This window comes from Paludibacterium purpuratum, assembly GCF_004363805.1.
GTDB lineage: Bacteria > Pseudomonadota > Gammaproteobacteria > Burkholderiales > Chromobacteriaceae > Paludibacterium > Paludibacterium purpuratum.
The window spans coordinates 67,844-84,431 of record NZ_SNZP01000013.1; the positions used below are offsets into that span (position 1 = coordinate 67,844).

The 16,588-nt window shown below is 60.5% G+C and carries 15 protein-coding genes; 12 read left to right on the forward strand and 3 right to left on the reverse strand.

The features are described 5' to 3' along the window. Nucleotides 1-66: 66 nt before the first annotated feature. Nucleotides 67-1,662, reverse strand: a complete 1,596-nt coding sequence (gene aceB, locus DFP86_RS15245; RefSeq protein WP_133682787.1) for a malate synthase A — start codon at nucleotides 1,660-1,662, stop codon at nucleotides 67-69. 114 nt (nucleotides 1,663-1,776) lie between these two features. Between aceB and DFP86_RS15250 the strand changes: the two genes are divergently transcribed. The 3 genes from DFP86_RS15250 (at nucleotide 1,777) to DFP86_RS15260 (ending at nucleotide 3,699) form a co-directional block, all read left to right on the forward strand. Next, entirely contained in the window at nucleotides 1,777-2,673 is an 897-nt protein-coding gene (locus DFP86_RS15250; RefSeq protein WP_133682789.1) for a LysR family transcriptional regulator, read from the forward strand. A 12-nt stretch (nucleotides 2,674-2,685) separates the two neighbouring features. Further along, the gene (locus DFP86_RS15255; RefSeq protein ID WP_133682791.1) at nucleotides 2,686-3,096 is read left to right on the forward strand and encodes a hypothetical protein; all 411 of its coding nucleotides are present in this window, start codon (nucleotides 2,686-2,688) and stop codon (nucleotides 3,094-3,096) included. A gap of 204 nt (nucleotides 3,097-3,300) precedes the next feature. After that, nucleotides 3,301-3,699 carry a GNAT family N-acetyltransferase gene (locus DFP86_RS15260; RefSeq protein WP_133682793.1) on the forward strand — a complete coding sequence of 133 codons (399 nt, stop codon included), beginning with the start codon at nucleotides 3,301-3,303 and terminating at the stop codon, nucleotides 3,697-3,699. A gap of 13 nt (nucleotides 3,700-3,712) precedes the next feature. Here DFP86_RS15260 and DFP86_RS15265 read toward each other — a convergent pair whose 3' ends face one another. After that, nucleotides 3,713-4,669 carry a LysR family transcriptional regulator gene (locus DFP86_RS15265; RefSeq protein ID WP_133682795.1) on the reverse strand — a complete coding sequence of 319 codons (957 nt, stop codon included), beginning with the start codon at nucleotides 4,667-4,669 and terminating at the stop codon, nucleotides 3,713-3,715. 102 nt (nucleotides 4,670-4,771) lie between these two features. Between DFP86_RS15265 and aguB the strand changes: the two genes are divergently transcribed. From aguB to DFP86_RS15280, 3 genes are all read left to right on the forward strand, one after another. After that, entirely contained in the window at nucleotides 4,772-5,662 is an 891-nt protein-coding gene (aguB, locus tag DFP86_RS15270) for an N-carbamoylputrescine amidase (RefSeq protein ID WP_133682797.1), read from the forward strand. Between the two features lie 10 nt (nucleotides 5,663-5,672). Next, on the forward strand, nucleotides 5,673-6,755 hold the full coding sequence (gene aguA, locus DFP86_RS15275; RefSeq protein ID WP_133682799.1) for an agmatine deiminase: 1,083 nt from the start codon (nucleotides 5,673-5,675) through the stop codon (nucleotides 6,753-6,755). A 220-nt stretch (nucleotides 6,756-6,975) separates the two neighbouring features. Continuing rightward, complete coding sequence (locus DFP86_RS15280; RefSeq protein ID WP_208108356.1) at nucleotides 6,976-8,220, forward strand: ammonium transporter; 1,245 nt, start codon at nucleotides 6,976-6,978, stop codon at nucleotides 8,218-8,220. 129 nt (nucleotides 8,221-8,349) lie between these two features. Here DFP86_RS15280 and aceA read toward each other — a convergent pair whose 3' ends face one another. Then, nucleotides 8,350-9,630, reverse strand: coding sequence for an isocitrate lyase (gene aceA, locus DFP86_RS15285; RefSeq protein WP_133682801.1), 1,281 nt, complete (start codon nucleotides 9,628-9,630; stop codon nucleotides 8,350-8,352). A gap of 476 nt (nucleotides 9,631-10,106) precedes the next feature. On the opposite strand from aceA, the gene grpE reads away from it, so the two are divergent. The 6 genes from grpE (at nucleotide 10,107) to DFP86_RS15315 (ending at nucleotide 16,582) form a co-directional block, all read left to right on the forward strand. After that, a complete protein-coding gene (grpE, locus tag DFP86_RS15290) occupies nucleotides 10,107-10,640 on the forward strand; it encodes a nucleotide exchange factor GrpE (protein ID WP_133682803.1) in 534 nt (177 codons plus the stop codon). Between the two features lie 117 nt (nucleotides 10,641-10,757). Then, nucleotides 10,758-12,674, forward strand: coding sequence for a molecular chaperone DnaK (gene dnaK, locus DFP86_RS15295; protein ID WP_133682804.1), 1,917 nt, complete (start codon nucleotides 10,758-10,760; stop codon nucleotides 12,672-12,674). 68 nt (nucleotides 12,675-12,742) lie between these two features. Beyond that, nucleotides 12,743-13,873, forward strand: coding sequence for a molecular chaperone DnaJ (dnaJ, locus tag DFP86_RS15300; RefSeq protein ID WP_133682807.1), 1,131 nt, complete (start codon nucleotides 12,743-12,745; stop codon nucleotides 13,871-13,873). A gap of 185 nt (nucleotides 13,874-14,058) precedes the next feature. Then, a complete protein-coding gene (locus DFP86_RS15305) occupies nucleotides 14,059-14,250 on the forward strand; it encodes a hypothetical protein (RefSeq protein ID WP_133682809.1) in 192 nt (63 codons plus the stop codon). 2 nt (nucleotides 14,251-14,252) lie between these two features. Further along, a complete protein-coding gene (hemB, locus tag DFP86_RS15310; protein WP_133682811.1) occupies nucleotides 14,253-15,257 on the forward strand; it encodes a porphobilinogen synthase in 1,005 nt (334 codons plus the stop codon). Nucleotides 15,258-15,382: 125 nt separating this feature from the next. Continuing rightward, entirely contained in the window at nucleotides 15,383-16,582 is a 1,200-nt protein-coding gene (locus DFP86_RS15315; protein ID WP_133682813.1) for a glycine C-acetyltransferase, read from the forward strand. Nucleotides 16,583-16,588 lie beyond the last annotated feature (6 nt).

Consider the following 16,588-nt stretch of genomic DNA (forward strand, 5'->3'; position numbering starts at 1 on the left):
ATGACGAGATCGTTCAGTTGATCTCGTCATTAATTTAGCGACATGTTGGCCGTTGAGACAAGTGCGTTATGACAGGTACTCGTAACCAGGCAGTGTCAGGAACTCCACGAAGCGGTCGGAAGTGGTGAGCATATCGAACATTTCGACCGCATCTTGGTACTGTTTGGTCCAGCGTGCGCCGTACTCTGCCTTGAGCTTGCCTACCTCATCCTCCTGCAGTTGGCGGAACAGTTCGACCGTGACCTTGCGGCCATCGTCCAGCACGCCTTTGGGCGAGCGGATCCATTGCCAGATCTGCGAGCGCGAGATTTCCGCGGTGGCGGCGTCTTCCATGAGATTGTGGATCGGCACGCAGCCGTTGCCCGAAATCCATGAGCCGAGATACTGGATGCCGACGTTGATGTTCATGCGTAGCCCGGCTTCGGTAATCGGCGTTTCCGGCTGGAAATTGATCAGATCGGCTGGCTTGACCTCGACATCCGGCCGCTGCTTGCCGATCTGGTTCGGTTGCTCGCCCAATACGGCGCTAAAGGCTTCCAACGCGATCGGCACCAGTCCCGGGTGTGCGATCCAGCCGCCGTCGTAGCCGTCGGCCGCGTCGCGATCCTTGTCGGCCTTTACGCCCGCCAGTGCCTTTTCGTTGGCAACCGGATCGTTCTTGATCGGAATCAGTGCCGCCATGCCGCCGATCGCCGGGGCGTTGCGGCGATGACAAGTCTTGAGCAGCAGCAGGCTGTAGGCACGCATGAACGGGACGGTCATGGTGATCTGGCCGCGGTTGGCCAGGCAGAAGTCGCGGTTGTTCTTGAACTTCTTGATGCAACTAAAGATGTAGTCCCAGCGCCCGGCGTTCAGCCCCGAGCTATGCTCGCGCAGTTCATACAGGATCTCGTCCATTTCGAAGGCGGCAAGGATGGTCTCGATCAGCACCGTCGCCTTGATGGTGCCGCGCGGCACCGAGAGCGCGCCTTGCGCCGCCACGAAGATGTCGTTCCACAGCCGGGCTTCCAGGTGGCTTTCCATCTTGGGCAGATAGTAGTAGGTCGCCGAACCGTTGGCGGTCAGATAATGGATGTTATGGAAGAACGACAGCGCGAAATCGAAAATCGCGCCGCTGACTTGTTCGCCGTCCACCGTCACGTGCTTTTCCATCAGGTGCCAACCGCGCGGACGCAGGATCAGTGTGGCGATGGTGTCGTTCAGGCGGTAGGCCTTGCCCTCCGGACTCGTCCAGGCGATGGTCTTGCGATAAGCATCGCGCACGTTGATTTGGCCGGTGATCTGGTTTTCCCAGCTCGGGCAGTTCGAGTCTTCGAAATCGGCCATGAAGCTCTTGGCGCCCGAGTTGAGCGCATTGATCATCATCTTGCGCTCTACCGGGCCTGTGATCTCAGCGCGGCGATCCAGCAGATCCGCCGGTAGCGGTGCGATTTTCCAGTCGCCTGTGCGGATGTGGCCGGTTTCCGCCAGGAAGTCGGGCAGCCGGCCGCCATCCAGTTCGGCTTGGCGAGTGACGCGCGCTGCTATCAGCTCGCGGCGGCGCGGCTCGAACTGGCGGTGCAGTGCCGCCACCAGCGCCAATGCGTCGGGGGTTAGTATGCTGGCGAATTCCGGCGTTACCTGCGCGTTGATCGCGACGCCCTGTGGCAATGTTGTCGACATAATGCTTCCTCTCGTGCTGTGCTTTTTATGAAAATGCGATAACCCAGTTTAGTGACCTCGATGTGATAAAAAAAGAGCTAAAATGCCATAACATCTTTTACTTTTTAGTAACTAATGGACAGCCTCAAGCAACTGGAAAGTTTTGTCGCGGTGGTCAAGCACGGCAGCCTGTCCGCCGCTGCGCGCAGTGAGGGCGTGGTGCCGGCGGTGATGGGGCGGCGGTTGGATGCCCTGGAGGAGCGGCTGGGCGCCAAGCTGCTGGTGCGCACGACGCGTAGTCTGACACTGACGCAGGAGGGGAGTGCCTTCTACGAGGACTGCCTGCGCATTCTGGCCGAATTGACGGAGGCGGAGGCGGCGGTTGCCTCCGGCAGCGCCCGTGCTCGTGGCCATTTGCGCATCAGCGCGCCGGCCGGCTTCGGCAGGCGCCATGTCGCGCCGCATGCCGCCGCCTTCCAACAGGCCAACCCCGACATCAAGGTCACGCTCGACCTGTCCGATCGTATGGTCGATCTGTTGCGCGACCCGATCGACTGTGCCATCCGCATCAGCGATTTGTCGGATTCCAACCTGGTTGCGGTGCGGTTGGCGCAGAATCGCCGCGTGGTGGTTGCCGCGCCCGCCTATCTCGCCCGGCACGGTATCCCGCGGACGCTGGACGATTTGGCCCGCCATGCCTGCTTGACCCTGGGCGAAAGCCAGAGCCGCGGTTGGCGCTTCGTGGTCGACGGCGAGCAGATCAACCTACGGGTCAGCGGCATGCTGGAGTGCAACGACGGCGCCGTGCTGCACGATTGGGCCTTGCAGGGCAGGGGACTGGCTTGGCGCTCGCTGTGGGAGGTCAAGGACGACTTGTCGGATGGCCGGCTGGTCAGTGTGCTCGATCACTATTCCTCGCCCGACTACCCGGTTTACGCCGTGGTGCCGCAACGAAAATTCCTGCCGCAGCGCGTGCGGCACTTCATCGATTATTTGAAAGCGGTCTATGCTCAAGCCGGTTATTGGGACTAAGGGAGAATGCCGATGAATAAACGCTTGCTTTTGCCGGGGGCGCTCATGCTGCTGGCAAGCTATGTTGCCGCTGCCGCCGAGCCGACCTATCAACTGACCTGTTTGCCGGACAATGCCTCACCGTCGCTGGTGGAAAACATCCACACCCGGCTGGCGTTGCACGGCTGGCAAGAAGCCCGGGGCAAGGCGGACTATCAGCTGTGCTTCCAGGTTTTGACGCGCCAGCAGATCGTCGCCGATCCGGCACCCTATCGCTACGGTCCCTATTGGGCGCCGCCTGTCGATCAAGTGGTGGACGTCCCCTACCTGTCGTTGCGTGCCACCGGCACCGACCAACCGGCCTGGCGCGGCGAGCAGACGCTGGATCAGGATGGTGGCCTCGAGGCGGCAATACGTAGTCTGATCGACCGTCTGCCGTTATGAGGCCTTAGCGCCTCGAGCGAGATGCGCCACAGCTTGTGGCGTTTTTTTTGCGTTGCAGTAAACTATTCGTGTTGCGAATTGATCAATGCAATATTTGCATTAAGTCAAGAGGAGTGGAAATAACTGCCTGGCAGCCTCGCGATGTGCTCTTAGCGCCATAAACTGTCTGTAATCGACAAATTTGGCTTTCACAAGGAAACAATCATGCGTTTACGCCCTTACCAACCAGGCGAAGAACCCAAGCTATGGGATCTTTACCTGCGGCTCGGCAAGACCGGGCAAAGCCGGCAGCAATGGTTGACGCGCCTGCAGTGCAGCATACCGTTCGTGGTCGAGTATGACCGGCAGGTCATCGGCTATGCCAATCTCGACAATGATGGCGTCATCGATCATTTCTTCGTGCGGGAAAACTGGCAGGGCAGGGGCGTCGGCACCCTGCTCATGGAAAAGATGCATAAGCAGGCTGCCAATCAGCGTCTCTCGGTGCTGACCGCGCTGGTGTGCCGCGAGTCGCAATCGTTCTTCGCCCGCTGGGGCTTTGTGCTCGAACCGGGCCAAGCGGTCGGCGCCGACAACGCCTTCATGCGCAAGAATCTGCGCTAAGCTTTCACGGCAATCATTCTTCCCCGCGGTCGGACGACGCGCCCCAAGCGCCTTCCGCCGCGACTTTGTCCATTAGATCCCGCATCAATGCACGCAGCCAGGCCAGTCCTGGCTCGCGATCTCGTACCGGATGCCAGACACAATTGAGGTGATAGCCCGGCAGTACCGCCGGCAGTGCGAGCAGCCGCAACGGCCAGAAGCCCGCCATCATCGACGCCACCCGGCGCGGCAGGATGAACAGGTGATCCGACTGGCTGACGATAGCCGCCGCCGACATATAGCTCTGGCTATTGACCGCGATGCTTCGCGACAAGCCGCGTTCGGCCAGGAAGCTGTCGAGCGCCGAACCGGACTTGCCAAGCGGCGAATGGAACACATGCGGCAGCAGAATGAGTTGATCGAGCGACAGCGCTTCGCCCGCCAGCGGGTGCCCTGCGCGCAGCAGGCCAGCCAACGGTTCGGTGAGCCAGGTCTCGCGGTGTAGATAGGCCGGGATCTGCATGTCTTCATCGAACCCCAGCACCAGATCGATTTCTCCATTGGATAAGGCATCCTCCGGCACTTGCTCGCGCAGGATCTGAATGTCGATGTGCACGCCGGGCGCTGCGTTGGCGAGATGGTGCACCAATGGCGGGATCAGCACGCATTCGACGAAATCGGTGGTGCTGATGGTGAACCGGCGTTGCGATGTGCGTGGGTCAAAGGCCTCGGGCTGATTCAAATGCGTTTCCAACTGGCTGAGCATCTGATGGACGCCGCGTTGCAGGTAGAGCGCGCGTTCGGTCGGCTGCATGCCCTGCGGTGTGCGCACCAGCAGTGGATCGTCGAAGGTGGCGCGCAGTCGGTTCAGGGCGTGGCTCATCGCCGGCTGGCTGATGAACAGCCGATCCGCTGCGCGGGTCACGCTCTTCAGACCGACCAGCGCATCCAGTGCCAGCAGTAGGTTCAGGTCAATCTGGTGTAATTTCATATTCGTGCCATGGATGGTTGTATTTGTATTATTCATTTGTTGCATGAAAGGTCAATGCCTAGACTGGCGGCATCACTACCGATCAACGCAAGGAGCCTAGTCATGGCAAGAATCGTCACTGTCGCAGCCACCCAGATGGCTTGTAGCTGGGATAGCGCCGGCAATATCGCCCGCGCGGAGAAACTGGTCCGCGAAGCCGCCGCCCGCGGTGCGCAGATCATCCTGCTGCAAGAGCTGTTCGAAGCACCCTATTTTTGCATCGAGCAAAACCCGCAGCATTTCGATCTGGCCACCTCGGTGGAGGAAAGTCCGCTGATCGCGCACTTCAGCGCCTTGGCACGCGAACTGCAGGTGGTGCTGCCGATCAGCTGGTTCGAACGCGGCCAGACCGCTTTCTACAATTCGCTGGTGGTGATCGATGCCGATGGGGGCGTGTTGGACACCTATCGCAAGACGCATATTCCCAATGGGCCGGCCTACCAGGAAAAGCAATACTTCACCCCGGGGGATACCGGTTTCAAGGTGTGGGATACCCGCTATGCCCGCATCGGCGTCGGTATCTGCTGGGATCAGTGGTTCCCTGAGACCGCACGCTCGCTGGCGCTGATGGGGGCCGAACTGATCTTCTTCCCCACGGCTATCGGCAGCGAGCCGGACTACCCGGAAATCGACAGCCAGCCGCACTGGACGCGTGTGCAACAGGGCCATGCCGGTGCCAATCTGGTGCCAGTCATTGCCTCCAACCGCATCGGCACCGAGGCCAGCGTACTGCATCCGGACTACCAGATGACCTTTTACGGCACGTCGTTCATCGCCGACGAGACCGGCGCATTGGTCTGCCAAGCCGACAAGACCAGCGAAAGCGTACTTGTGCACGCCTTCGATTTGGATGCGGTCAAGCGACGTCGCGTCGCCTGGGGTGTTTTCCGCGACCGTCGGCCGCAGATGTACGATGTACTGGCAACCTCCGATGGTCGGCATCGGGCGAAATAAGGAGAACGTCATGGATGCATTGCACTCGCCGTCGGCGGACGGCTACCACATGCCTGCCGAATGGGCGCCGCAACAGGCTGTCTGGATGCTCTGGCCCTATCGCGCCGACAACTGGCGCGAAGGTGGCCGCTTTGCCCAGCCGGTGTTCGCCGCCGTGGCCCACGCCATCGCCGCAGTCACGCCGGTGTTCATGGGTGTCCCGCCGGAGCATCTGGCGCAAGCGCGCGAAATCATGCCGTCCGAGGTGACGCTGGTGCCGTTGGCGAGCGACGACTGCTGGATGCGCGACACCGGGCCGACCGTGCTGGTCGGTCCTGCGGGCGCTCGGCGCGGCGTCGATTGGCAATTCAATGCCTGGGGCGGTCTGCAAGGCGGTTTGTACCATCCATGGGATCGCGACAGCGAGGTGGCGGGCCAGGTGCTGTCGAGCTTGGCGTTCGAGCGTTATGCGGCACCGCTGGTGCTGGAGGGCGGCTCGATCCACGTCGACGGCGAGGGCACTTTGCTGACCAGCGCCGAATGCCTGCTCAACGCCAACCGCAATCCGCAACTGAATCAGGGGCAGATCGAGGCGTTGCTTCGCGATTACCTGGGCGTCACGCACTTCATCTGGTTGCCGGAAGGCGTCTACATGGATGAAACCGATGGCCACATCGACAATATGTGCTGTTTCGCCCGCCCGGGCGAGGTCATCCTGCACTGGGTGGACGATGAAAACGACCCGCAGTATCCGCGCTCGCAGTCGGCCTACCAGGTTCTGTCGCAGGCGGTGGACGCCCGCGGTCGCCGGCTGAAGATTCATAAGATGGTGGCGCCGGGACCGTTGTACTACACCGAGGAGGAGGCCGCCGGCGTTGTCAGCGGCGACGCGGTGCCGCGTCCCGCGGGCGAGCGTATGGCCGCGTCCTACGTCAACTTCCTGATCAGCAATGGGCGTGTGATCTTCCCCTTGCTGGATGCGGCCACCGACGAACAGGCGCGCGACCAATTGGCGGCGATTTTTCCGGATCATCAGGTCGTTGGCGTGCCGGCGCGCGAGATTTTGCTGGGCGGCGGCAATATCCACTGCATCACGCAGCAGATTCCCGCCTGAACATGGTCTGCCATCGAGGCGTCGCGCTGGTTTGCCGGCGTGGCGCCTTTTGCTTGGTGGGCGGGCTTTCCCCGCCTTTTATCCAGTTGCGACAAGTTAATAAGAAGATGGTGATTTTGTGGTCTAGTCTTGATCTAGTGCAACTTGTCGCATCAGGCCTTGATGCACGATGCGAGCACTATAAAAAGACCTAAAAATTCGTATAAAAGGAAATCGATCCATGACTACCCCAATCATGCCGATTAATGTCGGAAACACTGGTTTCATGTTGTTGTGTTCCAGCCTGGTGATGTTGATGACACCGGGTCTGGCGTTCTTCTATGGCGGTCTGGTCGGCCGCAAAAACGTGCTGACCATCATGGCGCAGAGCTTTATGTCGCTGGGCTGGACCACGGTTCTGTGGTTTGCCTTCGGCTACTCGATGAGCTTTGGTCCGACCTGGCACGGCATCATCGGCGACCCCACTTACTATGCCTTCATGCGCGGCGTCACGCTGCACACCATGTTCGGCGGTAACGATGCGGGCATTCCGTTGATCGTGCACGTGGCCTACCAGATGATGTTCGCCATCATCACCCCGGCACTGATCACCGGCGCCTTCGCCAACCGCGTGACCGTCAAGGCCTACTTCCTGTTCTTGACCGCCTGGCTGATCTTCGTCTACTTCCCGTTCGTCCATATGGTATGGAGCCCGAACGGTCTGTTGGCGCAGTGGGGCGTACTGGACTTCGCTGGCGGTATCGTGGTGCACAACACCGCCGGTTTCGCCGCCCTGGCTTCGATCCTGTATGTCGGTCGCCGTTCGTTCGTCGAGAACAAGCCGCACAACGTACCGTTGATCGCCCTGGGTACTGGTCTTTTGTGGTTCGGCTGGTACGGCTTTAACGCCGGCTCCGAACTGCGCGTCGACTACGTCACCTGCTCGGCCTTCCTGAATACCGACGTGGCCGCCTCGTTCGCCGGCACCACCTGGTTCTTCCTCGAGTGGTCGCATTCCAAGCAACCGAAGCTGATCGGTCTGTTGACCGGTGCCGTTGCGGGCCTCGCTACCGTGACCCCGGCCGCCGGCTACATCTCGCTCGGCTCCGCCGCCACCATCGGCGTGATTGCCGCCGTAGTGTGCTACTTCGCCGTGATGATGAAGAATCGCCTGGGCTGGGACGATGCGCTCGACGTTTGGGGTGTGCACGGTGTCGGCGGTCTGCTCGGCACCATCCTGCTGGGCGTATTCGCCGACAAGGCGTGGAATGCCGCCGGCGCCAATGGCCTGCTGCTGGGCGATGCCTCGTTCCTGTGGAAGCAGGTCGTCGCCGCCGTGGTTTCGGGCATTTGGGCCTTTGTCTTCACCTACGGCATGCTGTGGGTGATCGATCGCTTTACGCCGGTGAAGGTAGATCCGAAGACCCAGGAATCCGGTCTGGATGCTGCCTTGCATGGCGAAGAGGCCTATACCCAAGGGCTGTGACCCGAGGGATACCTCTCTTTTCAAATTTTGTAAGCCGCGATGCGTTTCGCGGCTTCTTTTTTTGTTTGGATAACGAAAAAGCCGCCTCCACACAGTGGAGACGGCTTTTGTTTTGCGAACCCGCGAAAATCAGTGGAACTGTTCTTCTTCCGTCGAGCCGGTCAGCGCGGTGGTGGACGATTGCCCGCCCTGAATGGTCTGGGTGACGGCGTCGAAGTAGCCGGTACCGACTTCGCGTTGATGCTTGACGGCGGTGAAGCCCTTCTCGGCGGCCGCGAATTCGTTCTGTTGCAGTTCGACGAAGGCGGTCATTTGCTGACGGGCATAGCCGTGGGCCAGGTTGAACATCGAGTAGTTCAGGCTGTGGAAGCCGGCGAGCGTGATGAACTGGAACTTGTAACCCATGGCGCCCAGTTCCTTCTGGAAACGGGCGATGGTGGCATCGTCCAGATTCTTCTTCCAGTTGAAGGACGGCGAGCAGTTATAGGCCAGGAGCTTGCCCGGGAATTGGGCATGGATCGCTTCGGCGAATTTGCGCGCGTACTCCAGATCCGGCTTGCCGGTTTCGCACCAGATCAGGTCGGCGTAAGGCGCATAGGCCAGACCGCGCGAGATGGCTTGCTCCAGGCCCGGCTTGGTACGGTAGAAACCCTCCACCGTGCGTTCGCCGGTGCAGAACGGACGGTCGCGCTCGTCGACGTCGGAGGTCAACAGATCGGCGGCTTCGGCATCGGTACGCGCCACCAGAATCGTCGGCACGCCGTAGATGTCGGCGGCAAGGCGGGCGGCGACCAGCTTTTCGACGGCTTCGCGCGTCGGGACCAGTACCTTGCCCCCCATGTGACCACACTTCTTCACCGAGGCGAGTTGGTCTTCGAAGTGAACGCCGGCGGCACCCGCTTCGATCATGCTCTTCATCAGTTCGTGGGCATTGAGCACACCGCCGAAGCCGGCTTCGGCGTCGGCTACGATCGGGGCGAAGAAGTCGATTTCATCGTTGCCCTCGGCGTGGTGCAGTTGGTCAGCGCGCTGGAAGGTGTTGTTGATGCGCTTGACCACCGCCGGTACCGAGTTGGCCGGATACAGCGACTGATCGGGGTACATTTCGCTGCCGAGGTTGGCATCGGCGGCGACCTGCCAGCCGGACAAGTAGATGGCCTTCAGACCCGCTTTGACCTGTTGCATGGCCTGATTGCCGGTCAAGGCGCCCAGTGCGTTGACGAACGGTTCCTCATTGATCAAAGTCCACAGCTTCTCGGCGCCGCGACGGGCCAGGGTGTGTTCGATCAGTACCGTGCCGCGCAGTCGTTCGACGTCGGCGGCGCTGTAGCCCCGGGTGATGCCCTTCCAGCGTGGGTTCTGATCCCAGTCTTTTTGGATGGCAGCAATGCGTTGTTCGCGAGTAGTCATACGTTACCCTTCATCGATATGTTTCTTCCAAGTCGCCGGCAAGCGACTTCCCTCGTGGTGGCCACCGGTAGGGGATGCTTGACTTCGGTGGCTAAGCAGTCCGGGATCACCGGGGCCGTTCTCTCTTTGCGGCGGCCGTCGGTGGGTGGTGCGGCCGCTATAAAACGTCATATGACGTCCTTCTTGTGAGGCTATTTAAGCATAAATAATCTGCTTTGTGTGCGGCGCAGCACAAAAAAATCGTTTATTTTCAATTGCTAACAAATTTGACCGAAAACGAATATGTATTCGAATATTTGTTTTGCATTTTCGAACCTGAGAGGCCGAAAGCGAGCATTGCCGCTATTGCACTGCGCAATTGGCTTGGCGTGGAGAATTTGTGCCGGTTGCATCGCCACCCCCTTGAATTCGCCGCTAAAGACCCTACTTTGCAAGAAGTTAACATTTAGTCACAGCCGTTCCATCGAGGATTTGCCATGCAGGAAAAACCGGAAAACGTCGCCGCGGCAGCGGTGGACGCCGTCGAAACGACCGATTCGCATACCGAAATCATCAGCGAAGCCAGCGCCGAAGAGCGCATCGGCGTTCTGGAGGCCGAACTGGCCCAGGTCAAGGATCAGTACCTGCGAAGCCTTGCGGATATGGAAAACCAGCGTCGCCGGCATCTCGACGAACTGACCAATACGCAGAAATACGCCATCAACAAGTTCGCCATGGAGCTTCTGAGCGTCAAGGATAGCCTCGAGATGGCGCTGGCCGATCAGAGCGGGCAATTCGACAACCTCAAATTCGGCGTCGATCTAACCCTCAAACAACTCGCCAGCGCGTTCGAGAAGGCACAGATCGAGGAGATCAATCCCTTGGGCCAAGCGCTTGATCCGCACAAGCACCAAGCGATCAGCAGCGAGGAGGCGGAAGTCGAAGCCAATACCGTGCTGCGCGTGATGCAGAAGGGTTACGCCGTTGCCGATCGCCTGCTGCGTCCGGCCATGGTGGTGGTGGCGAAATAACCGACGGAAAGTGCTGGCGTGACCCTTGAAAAAGCGGACTTCGCCACGACTTGCAGAACATGATCAAGGAAGCCGACCGTTCAACGGGGTTTCCAACCGGATTAAAGGGAAGACAATATGGGCAAAATCATTGGTATTGACCTCGGCACCACCAACTCCTGTGTCGCCGTGGTAGAAAACGGCAACCCGAAAGTTATCGAGAACGCCGAAGGCAACCGCACCACCCCGTCGATCATCGCCTACATGGAAGACGGCGAAATCCTGGTGGGTGCGCCGGCCAAGCGTCAAGCGGTGACCAACCCGAAGAACACCTTGTACGCCATCAAGCGTCTGATCGGCCGTCGCTTCGAAGACAAGGAAGTGCAGAAAGACATCGACCTGATGCCGTTCGAAATCGGCAAGGCCAAGAACGGCGATGCCTGGGTCAAGGTGCGCGACAGCGAATTGGCGCCGCCGCAGATCTCCGCCGAAGTGCTGCGCAAGATGAAGAAGGCCGCCGAAGACTACCTGGGCGAGGAAGTGACCGAAGCCGTGATCACCGTGCCGGCTTACTTCAACGACAGCCAACGCCAGGCGACCAAGGACGCCGGCCGTATCGCCGGCCTGGAAGTCAAGCGCATCATCAACGAACCGACCGCCGCGGCGCTGGCCTTCGGCCTGGCCAAACAGGAAGGGGATCGCAAGATCGCCGTGTATGACCTGGGCGGCGGTACCTTCGACATCTCCATCATCGAGATCGCCGATGTGGATGGCGAGCACCAGTTCGAAGTGTTGTCGACCAACGGCGACACCTTCCTGGGCGGCGAAGACTTCGACCAACGCGTGATCGACTACATCATCTCGGAGTTCAAGCGCGACCAGGGCGTGGATCTGAAGCAGGACGTGATGGCGCTGCAACGCCTGAAGGAAGCCGCCGAAAAGGCCAAGATCGAGCTGTCCTCCAGCCAGCAGACCGAAGTCAATCTGCCGTACATCACCATGGACGCCACCGGTCCGAAGCACTTGGCCATGAAGATCACCCGCGCCAAGTTCGAGTCGCTGGTGGAAGATCTGATCGAACGCTCGATCGAGCCGTGCCGCGTGGCCCTGAAGGACGCCGGCCTGTCGATCGGCGACATCAGCGACGTGATCGTGGTCGGCGGCCAGACCCGCATGCCCAAGGTGCTGGACAAGGTTAAGGAATTCTTCGGCAAGGAGCCGCGCCGCGACGTGAACCCGGACGAAGCCGTCGCCGTCGGCGCCGCGATCCAAGGTTCGGTGTTGGCCGGCGAGCGCAAGGACGTGCTGCTGCTGGACGTGACCCCGCTGTCGCTCGGCATCGAGACCATGGGCAGCATCATGACCAAGCTGATCCAGAAGAACACCACGATCCCGACCAAGGCGACCCAGACTTTCTCGACCGCCGAAGACAACCAGACCGCGGTGACCATTCACGTGCTGCAGGGCGAGCGCGAACGCGCCTCGGCCAACAAGAGCCTGGGCCAGTTCAACCTGTCCGATATTCCGCCGGCACCGCGCGGCATGCCGCAGATCGAAGTCACCTTCGACATCGACGCCAACGGCATCCTGCACGTCAGCGCCAAGGACAAGGCCACCGGCAAGCAAGCCAACATCACCATCCAGGCCTCCAGCGGTCTGAGCGAAGCCGAGATCCAGAACATGGTGAAGGACGCCGAGCTCAACGCCGAGGAAGACCGCAAGTTGCATGAGCTGGTGATGGCGCGCAACCAGGGCGAATCGCTGGTGCACTCGGTCAAAAAATCGCTGGTCGACTTCGGCGACAAGGTTTCCGACGAAGAAAAGACCGCGATCGAGGCCGCCATCAAGGAGGCCGAGGAAGTGCTCAAGGGCGAGGACAAGGAAGCCATCGACGCCAAGGTCGAAGCGCTGATGAAGGTTTCGCACAAACTGGCCGAGCAGATGTACGCCGCCCAGTCCGGCGAAGGCGAGCCCCAGGCAGCGGCCGGCGCCGACAAGAAGGACGACGGCAACGTGGTCGATGCCGAGTTCGAAGAAGTCAAAGACAAGAAGTAAGCGGTAATCTGTCGTTTCAATGAATACACAGAGCTCCCGCAAGGGGGCTCTGTGCAATGGTCAAGCATATGTCAAAACGAGATTACTACGAGGTACTGGGGGTCAACCGCGATGCTTCGGAAGAAGAGATCAAGAAGGCCTATCGCAAACTGGCGATGAAGTACCACCCGGACCGCAATCCGGACAGCAAGGAAGCCGAAGACAAGTTCAAGCAAGGCAAGGAAGCCTACGAGATCTTGTCCGATAGCCAGAAGCGGGCGGCGTATGACCAGTTCGGTCATGCCGGCGTCGACCCGAATGCCGGCGCCGGCGGTTTCCGTGGCGGCGGCCAGGGCTTCGGCGACTTCTCCGATGCGTTCTCCGATATCTTCGGCGATATCTTCGGCGGCGGACGCGGTGGCGGTCGCTCCCAAGTTTTCCGTGGCGCCGACCTGCGCTACAACATGGAAATCACGCTGGAAGAAGCGGCCCGCGGTTGCGAGCGCCAGATTCGCATTCCGGCGCACGAGCATTGCGACACCTGTCACGGCAGCGGCGCCAAGCCGGGCACCCAGCCCAAGACCTGCGCCACCTGCGGCGGCCACGGTCAAGTGCGCATGAGCCAAGGCTTTTTCTCGGTGCAGCAGACCTGCCCGACTTGCCACGGCAGCGGCAAGCAGATCACCGAACCGTGCCCGAAGTGCCACGGCGCCGGCCAGTTGAAGACCACCAAGACGCTCAACGTCAAGATCCCGGCCGGGGTCGACGAAGGCGACCGCATTCGCCTGGCGGGCGAGGGCGAGCCGGGCGAGAACGGCGGCCCCAACGGCGACTTGTATGTCGTCACGCACATCAAGCCGCACGCGGTATTCCAGCGCGAAGGCATGGATCTGCATTGCGAGATGCCGATCAGTTTTGCCACGGCGGCGTTGGGCGGCGAAGTGGAAATCCCCACGCTCGACGGCATGGCCAAGGTCAAGATCGGCGGCGAAACCCAGAGCGGCCGGGTGTACCGTCTGCGCGGCAAGGGTATCAAGGCCGTACGCGGCAATACCTTCGGCGATCTGATGTGCCACGTAGTGGTGGAGACGCCGGTCAATCTGACCGAACGGCAGAAGGAACTGCTGCGCGAATTCGAGGAAATCAGCCAGAGCGACACGGCGGTGCATAATCCGCGCGCCAAGTCGTTCATGGACAAGCTGAAGGATTTCTTCGCCTGACCCTGCGCGACGACAGCGTTTGAGTGTCATGACAGAACCCGTCGCCGGTTACCGGCACGGGTTTTTTTATTACTTGTGCCGCACGTTGCGCATCGTGCCGCGCCTTGTGGCTATATCGGCGAAAACTGATGCACTACCACGCAATCGGCGTACAATAGCTTTGTCATTATTTAATCTGTGGAATAATGAACCTGCTGCATTCCACCTGGTTCTGGGGCCTGATCATTGCCGGCCCCTTTGCAACGGTTGTCGCCATTCTGGCGCGTCTGTCGCGCCTGGAGCCGCCGCCGACCCTGCCTGACCGGGTGGTCGATTCCGCTGCGGACGGCGCCGATGAAGCCCTTTCGCCTTCCTCCTCATCTCCAGAAAAAGACTAGAAATGATTTTTGCCAATCGTGATTTCCCATTCTCGCGCATGCGTCGCATGCGTCGTGACGACTTTTCCCGCCGCTTGATGCGCGAAAACGTGCTGACGGCCGACGATCTGATCTACCCGGTATTTGTGCAGGAAGGCGAGAATCGCCGCCAAGCGGTGGCGTCGATGCCCGGCGCGGATCGGGTCAGCCTGGATCTGCTGCTGAAGACGGCGGAGGAAATGCTGGAACTCGGCATTCCGATGATCTCGCTGTTCCCGGTCATCGAAGGCGGCAAGAGCAACACCGCCGAAGAGGCCTATAACGAAGATGGCCTGATTCCCACCGTGGTGCGCGCACTCAAGTCGCGCTTCCCGGAACTGGGCGTGATGACCGACCTGGCGCTCGACCCCTATACCATTCACGGCCAAGACGGCGTGATCGACGACAACGGCTACGTGCTGAACGACGAAACCGTCGAAATCCTGATTAAACAAGGCTTGTGCCACGCGGCCGCCGGCGTCGACGTGCTCGGGCCGTCCGACATGATGGACGGTCGTATCGGCTATCTGCGCGAAGAGCTGGAAGGGCACGGTTTCATCCATACCAAGATCCTGGCCTATTCGGCCAAGTATGCCTCCGGCTTTTACGGCCCGTTCCGCGACGCGCTGGGTTCCAGCGCCAATCTGGGCAAGGGCAACAAGTATACTTACCAGATGGATCCGGCCAATTCGGACGAAGCGTTGCAGGAAGTGGCGATGGATCTGCACGAAGGCGCCGATATGGTCATGATCAAGCCCGGTATGCCGTATTTGGATGTGATCCGTCGCGTCAAGGATACCTTCGGCGTACCGACCTATGCCTACCAGGTCTCGGGCGAGTACGCGATGCTCAAGGCCGCGTTCGCCAACGGCTGGTTGAACGAGGAGGCTTGCATGATGGAAAGCCTGCTGGCCTTCAAGCGCGCCGGCGCGGATGGCATCTTGACATACTTCGCCATGGACGCGGCGCGGCTGCTCAAACGCGGCTGACGGATGAATTTTATGCGGCACAGCGGCAGCCTTTTTCGGTTGGGAACAGTCGAACGACAGCGTGCGGCAAGAAGCGCGCATGAGCGGCCGCGTGCCTTTCTTCCCTCAAATCATGAGTCAATGCGATGAACCACACCTATCTAGCTCATTTGGATGCGACCTTGGCGCAAATCCGCGCCGACGGCTTTGAAAAGCCGGAGCGCGTGATCGCCACGCCGCAGGGCCCGGACGTTGCACTCGGCAACGGCAAGCATGTCTTGAACTTCTGTGCCAACAACTACCTGGGGCTGGCCGACGACCAACGGCTGATCGACGCCGCCAAGGCCGGCCTGGATCAGTACGGCTACGGTTGCGCCTCGGTACGTTTTATCTGCGGCACGCAGCAAGTCCACAAGGATTTGGAAGCGGCCATTTCGCGCTTCCTCGGCACCGACGATACCATCCTGTATTCCAGTTGCTTCGATGCCAATGGCGGTGTGTTCGAAACGCTGTTGACCGAAGAGGATGCCGTCATCTCCGATGAGTTGAACCATGCCTCGATTATCGATGGCGTACGCTTGTGCAAAGCGCAGCGCTATCGCTACAAGAACAACGACATGAGCGATCTGGAGACCCAGCTAAAGGCTGCCGATGCCGCAGGCGCGCGCTTCAAGCTGATCGTCACCGATGGCGTGTTCTCCATGGACGGTATCATCGCCGACCTGAAATCGCTGTGCGAAGTGGCCGACCGCTACGGCGCGCTGGTGATGGTCGACGACTCGCACGCCGTCGGCTTCATCGGCGAAACCGGCGCAGGTACGCCGCAACTGTGCGGTGTCGCCGATCGCATCGATATCTACACCGGCACCTTGGGCAAGGCCCTGGGGGGCGCTTCCGGCGGCTATGTGTCCGCCCGCAAGGCCATCGTCGAATTGTTGCGTCAACGCTCGCGTCCCTACCTGTTCTCCAATAGTCTGGCCCCGGCGATCACCGCCGCCAGCCTCAAGGTGTTCCAGATCCTGGAGCAGGACGGCGCCCGCCTGCGCGCCAACCTCAAGCGCAATGCCGAACTGTTCCGCCAAAAGATGAGTGCGGCCGGCTTCACCCTGGTGCCGGGCCAACACCCGATCATCCCGGTGATGCTGGGCGACGCCCGCCTTGCCGGCGAAATGGCCGCTGCGCTGTTGGCCGAAGGCATCTACGTGATCGGCTTCTCCTTCCCGGTGGTGCCCAAGGGCCGCGCGCGCATTCGCACGCAGATGTCGGCGGCGCACACCGAGGCGCAGGTGGAGCACGCGGTGAATGCCTTTATCCGCGTGGGCCGCGAACTGGGCGTGATCGCCTGATCTATG